At 45.3% G+C, this 14,915-nt stretch carries 11 protein-coding genes; 2 read left to right on the top strand and 9 right to left on the bottom strand.

Annotated features, from left to right (window positions below):
• Positions 1-36 precede the first annotated feature (36 nt).
• From AB6F11_RS14170 to AB6F11_RS14205, 8 genes are all read right to left on the bottom strand, one after another.
• Entirely contained in the window at positions 37-1,032 is a 996-nt protein-coding gene (locus AB6F11_RS14170) for an ABC transporter ATP-binding protein (RefSeq protein ID WP_017059411.1), read from the bottom strand.
• An 87-nt stretch (positions 1,033-1,119) separates the two neighbouring features.
• The gene (locus AB6F11_RS14175) at positions 1,120-2,103 is read right to left on the bottom strand and encodes an ABC transporter ATP-binding protein (protein WP_017059410.1); all 984 of its coding nucleotides are present in this window, start codon (positions 2,101-2,103) and stop codon (positions 1,120-1,122) included.
• A gap of 2 nt (positions 2,104-2,105) precedes the next feature.
• Positions 2,106-3,131: an ABC transporter permease gene (locus tag AB6F11_RS14180; protein ID WP_017056648.1), complete on the bottom strand. Its 1,026-nt coding sequence runs from the start codon at positions 3,129-3,131 to the stop codon at positions 2,106-2,108.
• A gap of 2 nt (positions 3,132-3,133) precedes the next feature.
• A complete protein-coding gene (locus AB6F11_RS14185; protein ID WP_017059409.1) occupies positions 3,134-4,120 on the bottom strand; it encodes an ABC transporter permease in 987 nt (328 codons plus the stop codon).
• Positions 4,121-4,289: 169 nt separating this feature from the next.
• Positions 4,290-5,972, bottom strand: coding sequence for an ABC transporter substrate-binding protein (locus tag AB6F11_RS14190; RefSeq protein ID WP_017056650.1), 1,683 nt, complete (start codon positions 5,970-5,972; stop codon positions 4,290-4,292).
• 711 nt (positions 5,973-6,683) lie between these two features.
• Entirely contained in the window at positions 6,684-10,073 is a 3,390-nt protein-coding gene (locus AB6F11_RS14195; RefSeq protein WP_017063266.1) for a response regulator, read from the bottom strand.
• A 216-nt stretch (positions 10,074-10,289) separates the two neighbouring features.
• Positions 10,290-11,312: a 16S rRNA (guanine(1207)-N(2))-methyltransferase RsmC gene (gene rsmC, locus AB6F11_RS14200; RefSeq protein ID WP_102394599.1), complete on the bottom strand. Its 1,023-nt coding sequence runs from the start codon at positions 11,310-11,312 to the stop codon at positions 10,290-10,292.
• A gap of 110 nt (positions 11,313-11,422) precedes the next feature.
• The gene (locus AB6F11_RS14205; protein WP_102394598.1) at positions 11,423-12,508 is read right to left on the bottom strand and encodes an AI-2E family transporter; all 1,086 of its coding nucleotides are present in this window, start codon (positions 12,506-12,508) and stop codon (positions 11,423-11,425) included.
• A 76-nt stretch (positions 12,509-12,584) separates the two neighbouring features.
• Between AB6F11_RS14205 and AB6F11_RS14210 the strand changes: the two genes are divergently transcribed.
• Complete coding sequence (locus AB6F11_RS14210; protein WP_004734537.1) at positions 12,585-12,710, top strand: hypothetical protein; 126 nt, start codon at positions 12,585-12,587, stop codon at positions 12,708-12,710.
• 140 nt (positions 12,711-12,850) lie between these two features.
• Here the strand turns inward: AB6F11_RS14210 and hemL are convergent, their stop codons facing one another.
• A complete protein-coding gene (gene hemL / locus AB6F11_RS14215) occupies positions 12,851-14,146 on the bottom strand; it encodes a glutamate-1-semialdehyde 2,1-aminomutase (protein ID WP_010436060.1) in 1,296 nt (431 codons plus the stop codon).
• Between the two features lie 296 nt (positions 14,147-14,442).
• Between hemL and erpA the strand changes: the two genes are divergently transcribed.
• Complete coding sequence (gene erpA, locus AB6F11_RS14220; RefSeq protein ID WP_004734539.1) at positions 14,443-14,784, top strand: iron-sulfur cluster insertion protein ErpA; 342 nt, start codon at positions 14,443-14,445, stop codon at positions 14,782-14,784.
• Positions 14,785-14,915: the final 131 nt, after the last annotated feature.

Here is a 14,915-nt window from a genome sequence, read left to right on the forward strand (position 1 = left end):
GTTAGGGTCCGAAGACCCTAACTTGGGTTTTATTGCTTAGCTTTCGTGTAGGTAACAGCGCACAAAGTGGTTATCAGCGAGCTGCGTAACCCCTGGTAGCTGCTCTTTGCACTTATCCATTGCGTGAGTACATCGGCCTGCAAATGGGCAGCCTGCTGATACTGGTGTCCACAGAGGAATCTCACCTTTGTTGCCTGCAAGTTGCTCGTGGATCGACTTCTTAGGATCTGGAACGGCCGAAACAAGCAATTGGGTGTATGGGTGCTGAGGGTTAGCAATCACGTCATCGGTATCGCCCCATTCCACCATGTGTCCCACGTACATCACCGAAAGGTCTTCAGCGATGTAACGAGCGGTTGCGATATCGTGAGTGATGTAAAGCAGAGACATTTGCTTCTCGAACTTCATCTCTTCCATCAGGTTCAAAACACCGGCACGAATCGATACATCAAGCATTGAAGTTGGCTCATCGGCTAGTACAACTTCGGCACCTACCGCGATGTTGCGGGCTAGGTTGACACGTTGACGCTGACCACCAGACAGTTGGTGAGGGTATTTCTTCGCCGTCTCTTTTGGCGGAATGAGACCTACTTGCTCTAAAAGATCGTAAACGCGTTCTTCTAGCTCTTTCTTGTTGCCCGGAGATACTTTCTTGTGGATCAACAGTGGTCGAGCAATGTGGTGGAAGATATTGTGCGTTGGGTTCAATGAACCAAACGGGTCTTGCCATACCATCTGCACGCCTTCACGGTAGTGCATAAGATCTTTTCTGCTTGAGATCTCTTGGATATCACGACCTTTGTATTCGATCGTGCCGCCTGAAGGTGCGTACATTTTTGCGATCATTTTTGCGGTTGTTGATTTGCCTGAACCAGACTCACCAACCACTGCTAGGCCACGGCTTTTGTACATCTTGAATGACACGTCGTTAATCGCACGCATCATTGGGGTTTGAATGGTGGTACTGCTTATTGGGAAGTCTTTTACGACATTCTTGCCTTCTACCAATAATTGACCGAAATCTTTGCTCATAATTGTCTCCAGAATCCTTATTCGCTTTGCTTGTTTTTAGGCGGTCGAGCCGCCTTGTTCGTTATTCACGCTGAGTCAGCGTGCAAGCTATAGCTTCCTTTGTACTATTGGGTCACCGTACAGGTGGCAGTTAGACAAATGTCCCGGGTCGATAGAACGCAGCTTGGTTGGCACCTTGGTACACTTTTCATGTACACGGTCACAACGAGCTTGGAAACGACACCCTTCAGGGATCTCTAACAGGTTCAGAGGGTTACCCGGAATACCTGCTAACTTTGTCTTTGGCCCTGTCAGTGGAGGGAAAGAATTTCCCAGCCCTTTGGTGTAAGGGTGGTAAGGGTTTTCTAGAATATCTTGAGAGTTGGCCACTTCGATTAGCTCACCTGAGTACATGATGCCGATGCGGTCAGAGAACTCGACCATCAATGACAAGTCATGGGTGATGAACAGAATTGAGAAGCCAAATTCTTCTTTTAGTGCATAGATCTTTTGTAGGATTTCGCGTTGCACAACCACATCAAGTGCGGTTGTCGGCTCATCCATAATGATCAGCTTCGGATTCAGTGCTAACGCGATAGCAATAACCAAGCGCTGACGCATGCCGCCAGAGAATTGGTGAGGATAGTCACTCAATCGGCTCGGGTGAATATCTACGATTTCAAGTAGACCTTCAGCACGCTGCTTAGCTTGCTCGCGAGTCATGTTGGTGTGACGCATGATTACGTCACAGAACTGCTCTTCCATCGGTAGTACTGGGTTGAGTGCGTTCATCGCGCTCTGGAATACCATCGACATCTCACTCCAACGGAACGACTGCATACGGTCATCACTGTATTCAAGGATGTTCTCACCGTTGAAGATAACCTCACCACCACTGATGTAAGCGGGCGGCTTATGAAGACGCATAAGAGAGAAAGCGACCGTTGATTTACCACAGCCAGATTCACCAGCTAGGCCGAAGACTTCACCTGGAGCGATGTCGAAACTTACGTTGTTACACGCACGAACATCGCCAGACTCTGTGATGTAATCCACGCATAAGTTGCGGATAGAAATTAGTGGTTCAGACATGATTATTTATCTCCGCTCCAAAGTGCATTTTGTGGTGGTAGTTCTGGTTCACGTTCTTCTTTGTCTTGAGCTGCTAGTTTCTTCCAACGCTTCATGCCTTTGTGAGAACGCAGTTGCGGGTTAGCAATTTCATCGACCGCGAAGTTAAGTAGAGCAAGACCAGTTACAAGTAGTGTCAATGCGATACAAGGAGCCAACAGTTCCCACCAAGCGCCAATCAGCATTGATGAAGAGGTTTGAACGTTGTAAAGCATGATGCCCCAGCTGATTGTGTTCGGGTCACCAAGACCTAGGAACGAGATGGTTGCTTCCATCATGATTGCGTACATCACCGAACCGATGAAGCTTGCGCCAACGATAGAGATAAGGTTTGGCAGAATCTCTACGAAGATGATGCGGAATGAAGATTCACCCAAAACTTCAGCGGCTTTTACAAACTCTTTTTCACGCAGTGCTAAGGTTTGGGAGCGAACAACACGGGCACCCCAAGCCCAAGACATAAAGCCGATAACCAAGGTTATGGTGAGTGGCCCTGCCTCACCGATAAAGGCTGCTACTACGAACAGTAATGGGTATTGAGGGATTACCAGCATGATGTTCATTGCGGCTGTTAGAACGTCATCGACACGGCCACCGAAGTAACCTGCAGAAACACCAATAACAGTTGCGAGTAAACATACGGTTAGACCCGCACCAAAACCTACAGCAAGAGATACGCGTGCGCCGTATACCACTTGAGACCAAACGTCACGACCCATACGAGTTGTACCTAGTACGTGGTCTGCCTTTTTAGACATGATCAATGTACGACGGTCGTCTGCTAGATTTTGAGCAACCCAGCCATCAGGGTTAGTTTGTGCAGACTTCACCACGAAACCAGGATATTCGTGTGGGTTACCTGTACGCTTGTCTGGTACATGTTTGGTGATTAATGGAGCTGCAATCGCGCCAAGAATAAAAATACTTAGGATGATGACGCCTGTTAGGGCCATCGGGTTACGCCAAATGAGTTTTAAAAAGTCTTTCATGATTATTTACCACCCTTACGAAGACGAGGGTCAAGAACAACGTAAAGCATGTCTGCAACTAGGTTAAAGAACAGCATGAATAGCGTCATGATAAGCAGCTGACCTTGCAGTACTTGGTAGTCACGAGCGTTAATTGCGTTGAAAAGTACGCTGCCAAGACCTGGGTAGTTAAAGATGATTTCGATAATTAACTGACCGCCGATTGCCATACCTAGCGACATTGACAGGGCTGTCACACTAGGTAGCATCGCGTTACGAGCTGCGTAGTTGAATACCACTCGGTTTTCGCTCAGGCCTTTGCCTTTCGCCATGGTGATGTAGTCTTCGGCTAATAGGTTGATCATGTTGTTACGCATGTTTACTAGGAAGCCACCAATTTGAACAACAGAAGCACAGAACAGTGGTAAGAAGGCGTGGTAAGCGACATCTTTAATGAATGCCCAGCTTGTCCAATCAGGTATAGTACCAGCGGTGTAGGCATACCCTGTTGGGAACCACTTCAAGCCAATTGCAAAGGTAAATAGTGCAATCATCGCGATAACAACTTGAGGAACGGCTTGTAGAATCAGCATCCCTGGCGTTACGAAGGCATCGTACTTACTGCCGCGTTTCCACGCTGCGAAAATACCTAGGATTGAACCAATCGAGAAAGAAAGAATAACTGCGGTGCCGGCTAAGAAAAGCGACCAACCGAATGCTCCACCCAACAGTGTGTTTACAGAAAGTGGGTAGAATTGAATTGATGTACCAAGTTCCCAGCTAAGAATGTTCTTCATGTACGCCACGTATTGAACTAAGTAGCCACCATCAACGAAGCCTAATAGTTCTTTCATTGCAGCAATACGCTCTGGAGTAACTTGTACAGAAGCGTTCGCAAACATCATGGTAACTGGGTCACCAGGCATTGCTCTTGGAATAATAAAGTTTAACGTCGCAGCAACTAATAGCGCGACAAAATAAAATGACAAACGTCTTAAAAAATAACCCATAACTCACACCTTACTCACCCAGATTGTTTCCCTGTTTCTGGATTCAGGTCGCTCCTAGCGAAATTTGGAACGAAAAATCCCCTGACGACTAGCGCCATACTTTCAATTGAGAGTGTGGGGATTTTTATAAGCGGCGTAAGAGGTTACGCCGCAAGGATTGAACGATTACTTATTTAACTGGTTTTAGGTCCAGTACATGAAGTAGACGCTCTGGAATACCAGCCCAAATGTTTGGACGGCCTTTTGGATTTTCTTCGTTCCACCAACCAGTGAAGCGAGTTGTGTTGTATTGGTACATGTAAGCACCAGACATCACAGGGATTGTCACTTGGTCTGCAGCGATGATTTGCTGGATACCGTGTGCAATGTCTAGCTGCTCGTTCTTATCAGCTGTTTTGTAGAAGCTGTTTAGAAGACCATCTAGCTTGTCGTTTTTGTAGAAGTGCATTGCGAAACGAGGCATACCATCACCAGATTGTAGTGATGAGTTGTAAGCACTGTTCCAGTACGTGTATGGATCCGCACCGTGGAAGTAGTTTGTGTATGCTACGTCGTATGTACCTTCAAGCATTGCTTGGTTGTAAACAGAGAAGTCAGGTGTACGAGCTTTTGCTTTAATACCGATTTCGTTTAGCTGTTCTACCGCTAGTTGAACTGTGTTGTTGAAGTCAGTCCAGCCGTTTGGCGATTGAATCATTAGTTCGAAAGACTTGCCTGATGGAGTGTCAACAAAACCATCTTTGTTTACATCTTTGAAGCCAGCGTCAGCAAGAAGCTTCTTCGCGCCTTCAGCGTTGTAAGTGTTGAAGCCTTTGTACTTGTCATGAGTTTTTTCATCAGACCAAGCTTCAAACGCGTAGCCAAGACCCGATGCGAAATCGTTTACAGTACCGCCACCGTAGAATGCGATGTCGATGATAGTTTGACGGTCAAGAGCCATAGAGAAAGCACGACGGAAGTCAACGTTGCTCAATGCTTCATGCTTCGCAGCATCAGGGTGCTTGAAGTTAACGATGAATGCCTGTGTACCTGCTGGCGGGTACCAGTAGTGGTGTTTAGGGCTAGCTGCTGCGTATGTACGATCGATATCTGGAACGAAAGAAGACGTCCAGTCCATTTCACTGTTTACAACTTTACCTAGGAATTGGTCGTTGTTCGCAATTTGTGGAACACGTAGACAGTCAACATCTAGGTTGTCTGCATCCCAGTAGTTCGGGTTTGCACACTGGATGTATAGCTGCGCTGTAAACGTATCGATTTCTGTAAATGGACCAGAACCTACCGGGTTCTCATTGGTAAACGTTGATGGATCTTTAACGTCTTTCCAGATGTGCTTAGGTACTACAGGTACTTTAGCAATCTCGTAAGGTACGTTTGAGTTTGCTTCTGTTAGTGTGAACTTAACTTGGTTGTCGTTCAGTTTTTCTACAGAAGTTACCCAAGAGTTGATACCAGATTGGTCAAGCTCTGGCTTCTCTTTTACAAGGTTGAAAGAAAAAACAACATCATCAGCAGAGAAAGTTTCTCCGTCAGACCATTTAACACCCTTACGAATGTCGAAAACAACGCTCATCAGATCATCTGACATCTTGAAGTTTTCAGCTAGACGGAACACTGGAGTGTTACCGTGCATTTCGTTAAATACTACTAGCGGCTCATACATGAAGTCAGTTGTAGTATGTAGGTTAGTAGCACCAAGGTACGGGTTAAAGTTACGTACGAATGTAGTGTACTCTTTCGGGTGAACGGTCAGTTCACTGCGTTCTGCAGCGGTTGCTACTGATGCAAAACCTGTTGTAGCAGTTGCAATAATTGCTGTTGCTATTGCTGTTTTTTTTATATTGGCAAGCATAGCTGTTCCTTACTATTTGCTTTCATTTCACTAATGGATTGAATGTTATCTGTCGCTAAATTGTTTAGTAGATACACACTCTGGTTAAAGGCCTACCTCTTCTTCGTTGCTCCAGATTCATCGTTGATTCTGAGAAGTGGTAAGAGTGGCCTGTAGGCCTTTGGCAGGAGTAAGAAAACACCTTATCGATGAATTAATCAAACTCGTTTCCCGTCAAAAATGTTAAAAACACACAACCCCACGTCATTAACGTCAAAATAGGTTGCTTTGGTGGTTTTTCGTACGCAATTGTTAAAGTGATGTGACTCGCATTTGGTTTTGAGGTTCTTGCAGGTTGTAAGTGGCCACTAACTTTAAAGGCTTTTTATTATAATGCCTTACCCTACGTTGGTATAATTGTAGATCTCGGTCACTTGCCAGTTTTACGTTAAATTTCCCTAGAAAATTAAATCTGCCGTTCTGTTGTGACTCGCTTCTCAAACTGCAACAAAGAGTCAGATAACGGTCAGATATGATTGAGAATAGAACGAAAAGTACTGACGGTTACCAGCACGCACTGTGAGTAATTAGCGTGAATTTCCCCTTGTTTAAAGGCGTAAAAAAAGTGCGTTGCAAGCGTTGGGATTCTACTTTTTGTGATTATTAGGCGTACAAAAAAGCCCACGCTAGGTGGGCTCCATTATTCAAAGTATCGTGATGTTGGTTCAGGGTTTAACTGGTCAGTAGTTTCTGAAGTTTATCTCTTAGCATCTCAATATGGGTTCTTTCTGGCGTCTGTTCTTTGCAGTGTTCCAGAATGAATTCGATTGAGCTCAGTACCGTTCGCCAGCGAGGCGTTTTCGGTAGGGTTTCTACGCGTAGGTATTTGTCTAGCGTTCGAGTTTGCAGCGTACTGCGGTCTAAGTAGACGCGCCACAAGCCACTCTTCTCGGCGAAAGCAAACTTGGTTTCACCAGTCACCGATTCCCAGTAGATGATGGCATTCGTCATCGCATCGACCAGTACCTCACGCATTAACTCTTGCTTGTTTTTACCTTCACCGGTTGCCTTGTCAGCAAGACGAGTAAATTCTCCGCCAAGCTCTTTCAGCTGCTGTAACTTATCTTTGTCGCCTTCAAAGGCATAACTAGAGAGAGCCTCAACCGCCGTTTCAAGGTTATTGATTCGGTTTGAGTTAACACCACCACCTACATTGAAGATATACATGGTGTCGAGCCCTGAGCCTTCAGGCAGCTTAAGGATGTCACTTGGTATGCGCTGACGTGTATCGTCTATATAGATATCAATATCACCGCAGTAGTGGGCTTGTTCTACCTTAAGGTATTTAGGCGCAATGATCTCGTCGGCCATTGAGCGTTTAAGTTGTTCTTGTCCGCGTCTGAATAGCTTCGCCGCAGCTTCGTTAGCAAAGCGAATACGTTGGTCGTCACGAATACAGATGATGGCTTCAGGTGCCGATTCTAGTTGCTCTAATAAGCGGCCTTGAGTTTCTAACAAGTTAGCCTCAACCATCGCTCTATGTTTGAGCTCGAGTTGCAGTTGGTCGTTTTCAAGGCGTCTTTGTTCAGCTTTGCTTGCTGATAGATGTGCTGTAATTCGAGCCGCTAGTTCTTGTTTGTTGAACGGTTTAGACAAGTAGTCATTGGCGCCAGCTTCGAAACCTCGAACACGGTCTTCTGCTTGGTTGAGTGCCGTTAGCATGATGATTGGCAACTGAGCATGATCGTATTGCTTACGCAGTGCTTCACAAACCTGATAGCCGCTCATTCCTGGCATCATGATGTCGAGTAGAAGCAGCTCTGGCTTCTCTTTCTCAATCAGTTCAATGGTTTCAGGGCCATCACATGCAGTACGTACTCGATAACCTTCTAACTTCAAGAAGCTGTCTAATACTCGCAGGTTAACCGGCTCATCATCGGCGATAACCAATAACGGGCCATCTGGGTTTTCACTGATAACACTATTTTCTTGTTGGCTGTTATCAATTAAATCAGGCGCTTGGAAGTGCGAGTAGTGACCTGATTCGTTGTAACTGTCTAACTCATCTTGAGTAGCTAGGGGCAGGGTAAAGCTAAACGTAGTGCCGAGCATTGGTTGGCTACTAACGTACAGTGAACCGCCCATTAGCTCGATCAACTGACGACTGATCGATAATCCAAGCCCTGCACCTTGGCGGTAGTTACTCGCATCTTGGCCTGCTTGAATCAATGGCTCAAAGATGTGCTCAAGGTACTCGGCCGGTATACCTTGGCCAGTATCGACAACTTGTACACGAATGTTGTCATCGATAACGCTGGCAGAGATAACAATTTTACCTTCTGAGGTGTACTTGATGGCATTGCCGACCAAGTTATACATCACTTGCTCAAGTCGTTGAGGATCCGATGAAACCAGACCTAAATCACTTGGGACTTGGTTAATAATACGGATTGGCTTATTGCCCAATAGGTGATGAGACAACTCTAGGACCAAGCTGGTGGCTGCCGACAAATCAACGGCTGATTTCTTAATATCTAAGCTGCCATAGCGCATCTTGTGATAATCAAGCAGATCATCAACCAAGGTCGCCAATCTCTGACCGCTATTGATGATGATATCCAACTGATATTTCTGATTAGCAGGAATAGGGCCGTTAGCTCCAGATATCAACGCTTCAGCGATACCCACCATGCCATGCAGTGGTGTTCTCAATTCATGTGAAGTAGTCGCTAAGAACTCATCTTTGAGTTTATTTGCCAGTTGTAACTCTTCGTTTTGCTTTTGAATGGTCTTAAGGTTGTCCTCAAGCTCATCGTTTTGGCTTTTGATGAGCTGCATTTTTTCACGAATAGATCGCTGCATTCTTTCGAAGCTCACCGCGAGTCGGCCTATCTCATCTTTGCGCTCGGTATTGATCATGGTTTCATCGAGATCACCCGCCGATACTTTTTCGGCAGCCCACGTCAGTTTAAGCAGTGGGGATGTGATGAAGTTAGACAGATAGTGCGATGCAACGACTACCAGAATGATCGCCGTTAGCATCACGATCACGAAGATCTTTTCTAACTGATGAATACGGGCAAACGCCTCTTTCTCTGGCAGCTCTACGACAAGAGCCCATGTTGCGTATTTCAGCTCAATTGGCGTATATGCCGCGATGATCGCTTGATCTAGGGTGTTGTCGAAGGTGCCAACCGCTGTTTCGCCAGCCAATGCTTTATCGACAACATCAAGGCTCAAGTTGATAGATTCTTGTGAATGAGCAAGGCTACGCGGCAGGTGATCATCACCTACAAGCAGCGTTTGAATATTCGAACTCTTGTTGAGATCCGCAATCAACTTAGTAATGCCGTTGATTGGTAGCCTAAACATCGCGTAACTGTGTAGGTAGCCTTGTTGAACGATAGGTGCGCCTAGCCATGCGGTCTGTTTGCCATTCTCGTCTTTAAAGTCAGAAACGATAACCGGCGTGTAATCTTCGTTAGATTTGCGTCGGTCGGTTACGTCTTTGGCTAGTCGTTGAAAGGTAATACCTAGGTTGGAGTCCTTGTATTTTCCTGTCAGCAGATTGGTGCCGTAATCGTCATTTTTAAAGACGGAATAAGCGACGTTACCGTTGATATCAACTAAGAGAATATCGTCAAAATCAGAGCGTTTAAGCAGTTCTAGGTAAGCATTATGGTAGCGCTTGTGGAGCAGGCGATAACGCTCGCTGCCAATAAAGCTGCTGGATTCAGGGAGGATCGACGTTTTGATTTGATCGCCAGAGCCTTGAATATAGCGCTGCTGTGCATTACTGCGTGCCTCGTCAATATCTAACCCCAATCGTTGAAATGCATTGATCAAACCATAAAATCGCCCGCCACTGGCATTGGCCAATTCTGAGCGAACAAAGCCCATCACTTGGGATTCTTGAGCTTGTAGGTAATCGACAATTTGCTGCTGCTTAGTATCACGAACCGAAACAAGGTGTGAGGTGCTTTGTTCCTGGAGATCCTGACTGTGCGATTGGAGGAAAAATATCGCGATAAGTGTCACAGGGGTAATACTGAGGACAAGAAATGCCAGCATTAGGGTATTTTGAAGGCGCTTAAACTTCTGCTTACGATAGAATCTAAACATAAATTGGGTACTACTTTCCTTTGATGTACTGCTAAAAGGGGCGAAAACAAGTACAGAGAATAGAATTAACGGGTTCCAATTTAACGAAATTAACGAGTTTTTTTACTTTGACAAGTAAGTGGTATTTAAAGCGTGTGCAAAAGCTCATTTTTATAGAGTTTTGACAAAAATATGAACAGACAGCGCAGATAATGACCCTGCGCTGTGCTAGAGAGGTTATTTGTTTGCGTGATAGATCGCGAATTTAGTGGTCTTATTTAGAGTCGCGCATTTTCCAAACGCTTGTTCAATAATTGGAATGTATTTTAAGAAACTATTCGCAACAATAATCATCTCACCAGAACGCTTCAAATGCTTAGGAGCCTGAGAAAGTAAGGTCTCAGTCGCGCTGTAGCTAGTGTCTAAACCTGAATGGAATGGTGGGTTACTGATGATGAACTGATAGTCTTCTGCAGTATCAGAATAGACATCGGATGCGAAGACTTTACCCGTTAAACCATTCGCTTCTAGCGTTGCTTGGCTTGATGCCACGGCAAATGCACTGATGTCGCACATTTCTAGCTCGATATCTGGGTTACGAGATGCCATCACCGCGCCCAATACGCCTGCACCACAGCCAAAATCCAGTACCTTGCCTTTTAGTTTTGGCAGAGTATCCAACAGAAGTTGGCTACCGACATCGAATTGACCGTGACTGAAGACGCCAGGAAGGCTTTTTACCGTAAGTGATTGCTCACCAATGTTAACCGTGTAGGTCTTAAACCAGTCTTGCAGGTTGAACGCTTGTGGTTGCTCGAAGCATTGACCCCAGTAGAAAGAGCAACGACGCGCTGAATCGTATTTAACAACTTTGCCGTAAGGAGCAAACATCTTCTCGATGCTTTTCACGCCTGAACGGTTTTCACCAACCACGACGATCTCGGTATCTTTGCCTAGCTTGGCAAATAGCATCGTCAACAAAAATTCCGCTTCCGCTTTGGCTTTTGGCCAGTACAACATCACTAAGTCGGCTTTGGTCTCTTCGGTAAACTCCGCACCATAAAAACGTTGGATGGTGTTGTAGCCTTCTAATTGACGGTAGTAGCTGTAATTAGAAGTAAACACAGAGACAGATTCACAATGCTTCGCTAACTCAACAGGGAACAAGTCTTCTGCCTCACCGGCAACTAAAACATGTTTGCCTTCAAAGTAGGCGAGTTGGCGTTGAGCAATCTGGCTTGGTGCAATATAAGCTGACATAGGACACTCTGTTGAATCGTTAGCAAAAAATGAGGGCGGATTTTCGCATAATCCGCCCAAAGCTTGAAGTGTTTAATACGGGTTCGCCAATCAAGTTGACGTCAAGTTCGTTAACTCTTGTCTTGCTGGTTTAAAAAGTCCTTAAACTCTTCATCGTAGATGTTGAATAGGACAATGGTAATCGCAAAAATCAATGGTCCGTAGATAAGACCAATTAGGCCAAACAGTTGAATACCACCCAATAGTGAGAAGAAGATCATCAGGGTATTCATGCCTGCACTGCCTTGCATTAGCAGCGGACGCAGAAGGTTATCAATTGAACCAACAATCGCTACACAGTAAACCGTTAGGAAAATCGCCCACGTGGTATCACCAGTTAGGAACAAGTAGGTTGCTGCTGGAATCCAGATTAATGCGGTACCCACAACTGGGATGAAAGAGGCAAAGCCCATCATAGTACCCCAGAATAGACCTGGGAAACCGGCAATCCACATACCTAAACCGCCGGTAAAACCTTGCGCGATTGCGGTTAAGAATGAGCCCATTACTGCTGATTTAGATACTTGTTCTATCTCTGTTAGAAGTTTGTCTTCTTGGCTACGAGACAGCGGCAGAATATGACGAACCACACTGATGATTTTGTCATGATCTCTTAATAAGAAGAACAAAACGAACAACATCAAGAAGAAATCCATCAAGAAATTGGTCGCGTCACCTAAGATTTTCGCACTGATACCAACTAGCTTAGAACCAAAGCTGGTCGCAAACTCACCGACTTTTTGTGCGATGGCTTGGGGCTCAATGTTGTCGAAAGGCAGGTAGTTATTCACAAATGACAGCGCTTTGACCACTAACGGGTGAGCAAACAGAGTCTGAATGCCACCGTGGGTCACCCATTGGTAAGTATTCTGAGAGAACAGAGAACCTTGCTGAACAATTGCTGCGAATACTGCCAATAAAGGGATAACAATAATGAAAGTCAGAATCACACAAGACAGCAGAGAGACGATGTTTTCTTTATTCGGGAGCTTTTTTTCAAGCCACTCATGGATTGGGAACATCAATAGTGAAATGATAAAGGCCATCACGATAGAGTTAACGTATGGCTCGATAAGCAAGTAACAAGCATAAGCCGCCGCGAGTAGGGCAATGATGATCACCCAGTGGCTGGAATTGATTTTGAGTTTTTCTGACACGGTAATGGTCTCTATATTTGCGTTCTGAGTTTATAATGGCTGCAAAACAGAGAGTTAGCAATGAGGAGTTTTGATAATGGGATGCTGTAATAAAGATAAGAAATGCCAAGACGAAGAACAGCAAACAAAAAAAGAGATCCCTTGGTTCAGAATGTTCCTTGGTACCTTGATGTTGTTGGTTTTCCTTTTCTGGGAACGTTAATGCTTTTGGTTCAGCTTTAGCCTTAGTCGACGGCTAAATAAGCTGTCATATTTGTGGCTGGTGAGCGCGATATATAAAAAAGGGCTGCATTTAATGCAGCCCTAAATTCAATCGGTTAGCGACTTATAAAGTGCTTTCGATTATTTGCTTTCAGCAGCAATGATCGCAAGAGAGCGGTCAGCAGCTTCTAGTGTTGCATCAAGTTCTTTTGAACCATGAGCAAGAGAAGTAAAGCTTGCTTCGAATGCTGAAGGTGCAAGGTAAACACCGTGATCTAACATTAGGTGGAAGAAGCGCTTGAAGCGTTCTACATCACACTTAGTTACATCTTCGTAGCACGTCACAGTTTCTTGGTCAGTGAAGAAGAAACCAAACATACCGCCAACTTGATGAACTAGCATCGGGATGCCGTGCTTGTCAGCAAGTTGCTTGAAGCCTTTTGCCAACTGCTTAGTTTTTGAAGCTAGACGCTTTTCGTTGCCTTCTTCTCGTAGAAGGTTCAAACATGCGTAGCCAGCAGCCATTGCAACAGGGTTACCTGAAAGCGTACCCGCTTGGTAAACAGGGCCAGTTGGTGCGATGTATTGCATCACGTCTTTACGACCACCGAAAGCACCGACAGGCATGCCGCCGCCAATCACTTTACCAAGACACGTTAGGTCTGGCTTGATGTTGTAGTAAGCCTGAGCACAACCTTCAGCAACGCGGAAACCTGTCATTACTTCATCAAAGATTAGCAATGCACCTTCTTGATCACAGATTTCACGTAGACCTTCGTGGAAGCCTTCTACAGGAGGGATACAGTTCATGTTACCCGCTACTGGCTCAACGATGATACAAGCGATCTCGCCTTTGTTTGCTGCGAAGATTTCACGTACTGAATCTAGATTGTTGAAGGTTGCTGTTAGCGTTAGTTTCGCAAAATCAGCCGGTACGCCTGGAGAGCTTGGTTGACCTAAAGTCAGTGCGCCAGAACCAGCTTTTACAAGTAGGCTGTCTGCGTGGCCGTGGTAGCAGCCTTCAAACTTAAGAATTTTGTCACGACCAGTGAAGCCACGAGCTAGACGAATCGCGCTCATTGTTGCTTCTGTACCTGAGCTCACCATACGTAGCTGTTCCATTGATGGAACCATCTCAGATACCAGTTCAGCCATTTTGATTTCAGTTTCGGTTGGAGCACCGAAGCTAAGGCCGCGTTGAGCTGCTGCAATAACTGCGTCACGAATAACCGCGTGGTTGTGACCAAGGATCATTGGACCCCAAGAGCCAACGTAATCGATATACGCTTTACCATCAGCATCAAAAATAAGTGGGCCATCAGCGCGTTCAACGAAGATTGGAGAACCACCTACGCCATTGAATGCACGAACTGGAGAGTTTACGCCACCAGGAATGGTTTGCTGTGCTTTTTCGTACAGCTCTGCTGATTTGGTCATTGATATATCCTCTTTTGACTGTCGGACCAATTGGCACGCATTGTACCTATCCCTAATCCAACTAGGAATGCTTTCGCCCAGATAATCACCCGAATCTGGTTGTTTTGTGTGGTTACACGTTTTAATTGTTAGATATTGGCGAGTTTACAGCAGTAAAAGGACCGATCCTGTGGTGAATACTTGAACGTTTCAGTCAGGTATTAGATAATCACCGGAATATAAGAAAATACTCAACAACTATGGTCTCGAATTAGATTTGTATCATGTTGTTTTTGACACAGGTAAGAGAGGTTGTCGTGAGCGAAGTAAATATCCCATTGTCTTTTTCTGATGCAGCAGCTACCCGCGTACAAACGCTAATTGCTGAAGAAGAAAACCCAGAACTAAAACTGCGTGTATACATTACAGGTGGTGGTTGTAGCGGTTTCCAATACGGCTTCACATTTGATGAAAAAGTAAATGATGGCGACACTACAATTGTAAACAGCGGTGTAACGCTGGTTGTTGATCCAATGAGCCTACAATACCTAATGGGCGGCATGGTTGATTACACTGAAGGCCTAGAAGGCGCACGCTTCTTTGTGAACAACCCGAACGCTACAACAACATGTGGTTGTGGCGCATCATTCAGCGTATAGCATGAGTTGAAAATAGCTTGAGCTCAAAGCTGTATTAGATACATTTCAAACGCCGAACTTATGTTCGGCGTTTTTGTTTGTGCGCCGAGCATGGCGTTGATCTAGGAGGTGAAAGTCCTCTACGGGCTCAG

It is taken from the genome of Vibrio sp. 10N.247.311.14, from assembly GCF_041467715.1.
Classification (GTDB): domain Bacteria; phylum Pseudomonadota; class Gammaproteobacteria; order Enterobacterales; family Vibrionaceae; genus Vibrio; species Vibrio crassostreae_C.

Coding starts and splice junctions, on each gene's coding strand:
- AB6F11_RS14170 (WP_017059411.1), bottom strand. CDS start 1,032: ATGAGCAAAGATTTCGGTCAATTATTGGTAGAAGGCAAGAATGTCGTA.
- AB6F11_RS14175 (WP_017059410.1), bottom strand. CDS start 2,103: ATGTCTGAACCACTAATTTCTATCCGCAACTTATGCGTGGATTACATC.
- AB6F11_RS14180 (WP_017056648.1), bottom strand. CDS start 3,131: ATGAAAGACTTTTTAAAACTCATTTGGCGTAACCCGATGGCCCTAACA.
- AB6F11_RS14185 (WP_017059409.1), bottom strand. CDS start 4,120: ATGGGTTATTTTTTAAGACGTTTGTCATTTTATTTTGTCGCGCTATTA.
- AB6F11_RS14190 (WP_017056650.1), bottom strand. CDS start 5,972: ATGCTTGCCAATATAAAAAAAACAGCAATAGCAACAGCAATTATTGCA.
- AB6F11_RS14195 (WP_017063266.1), bottom strand. CDS start 10,073: ATGTTTAGATTCTATCGTAAGCAGAAGTTTAAGCGCCTTCAAAATACC.
- rsmC (WP_102394599.1), bottom strand. CDS start 11,312: ATGTCAGCTTATATTGCACCAAGCCAGATTGCTCAACGCCAACTCGCC.
- AB6F11_RS14210 (WP_004734537.1), top strand. CDS start 12,585: ATGGGATGCTGTAATAAAGATAAGAAATGCCAAGACGAAGAACAGCAA.
- hemL (WP_010436060.1), bottom strand. CDS start 14,146: ATGACCAAATCAGCAGAGCTGTACGAAAAAGCACAGCAAACCATTCCT.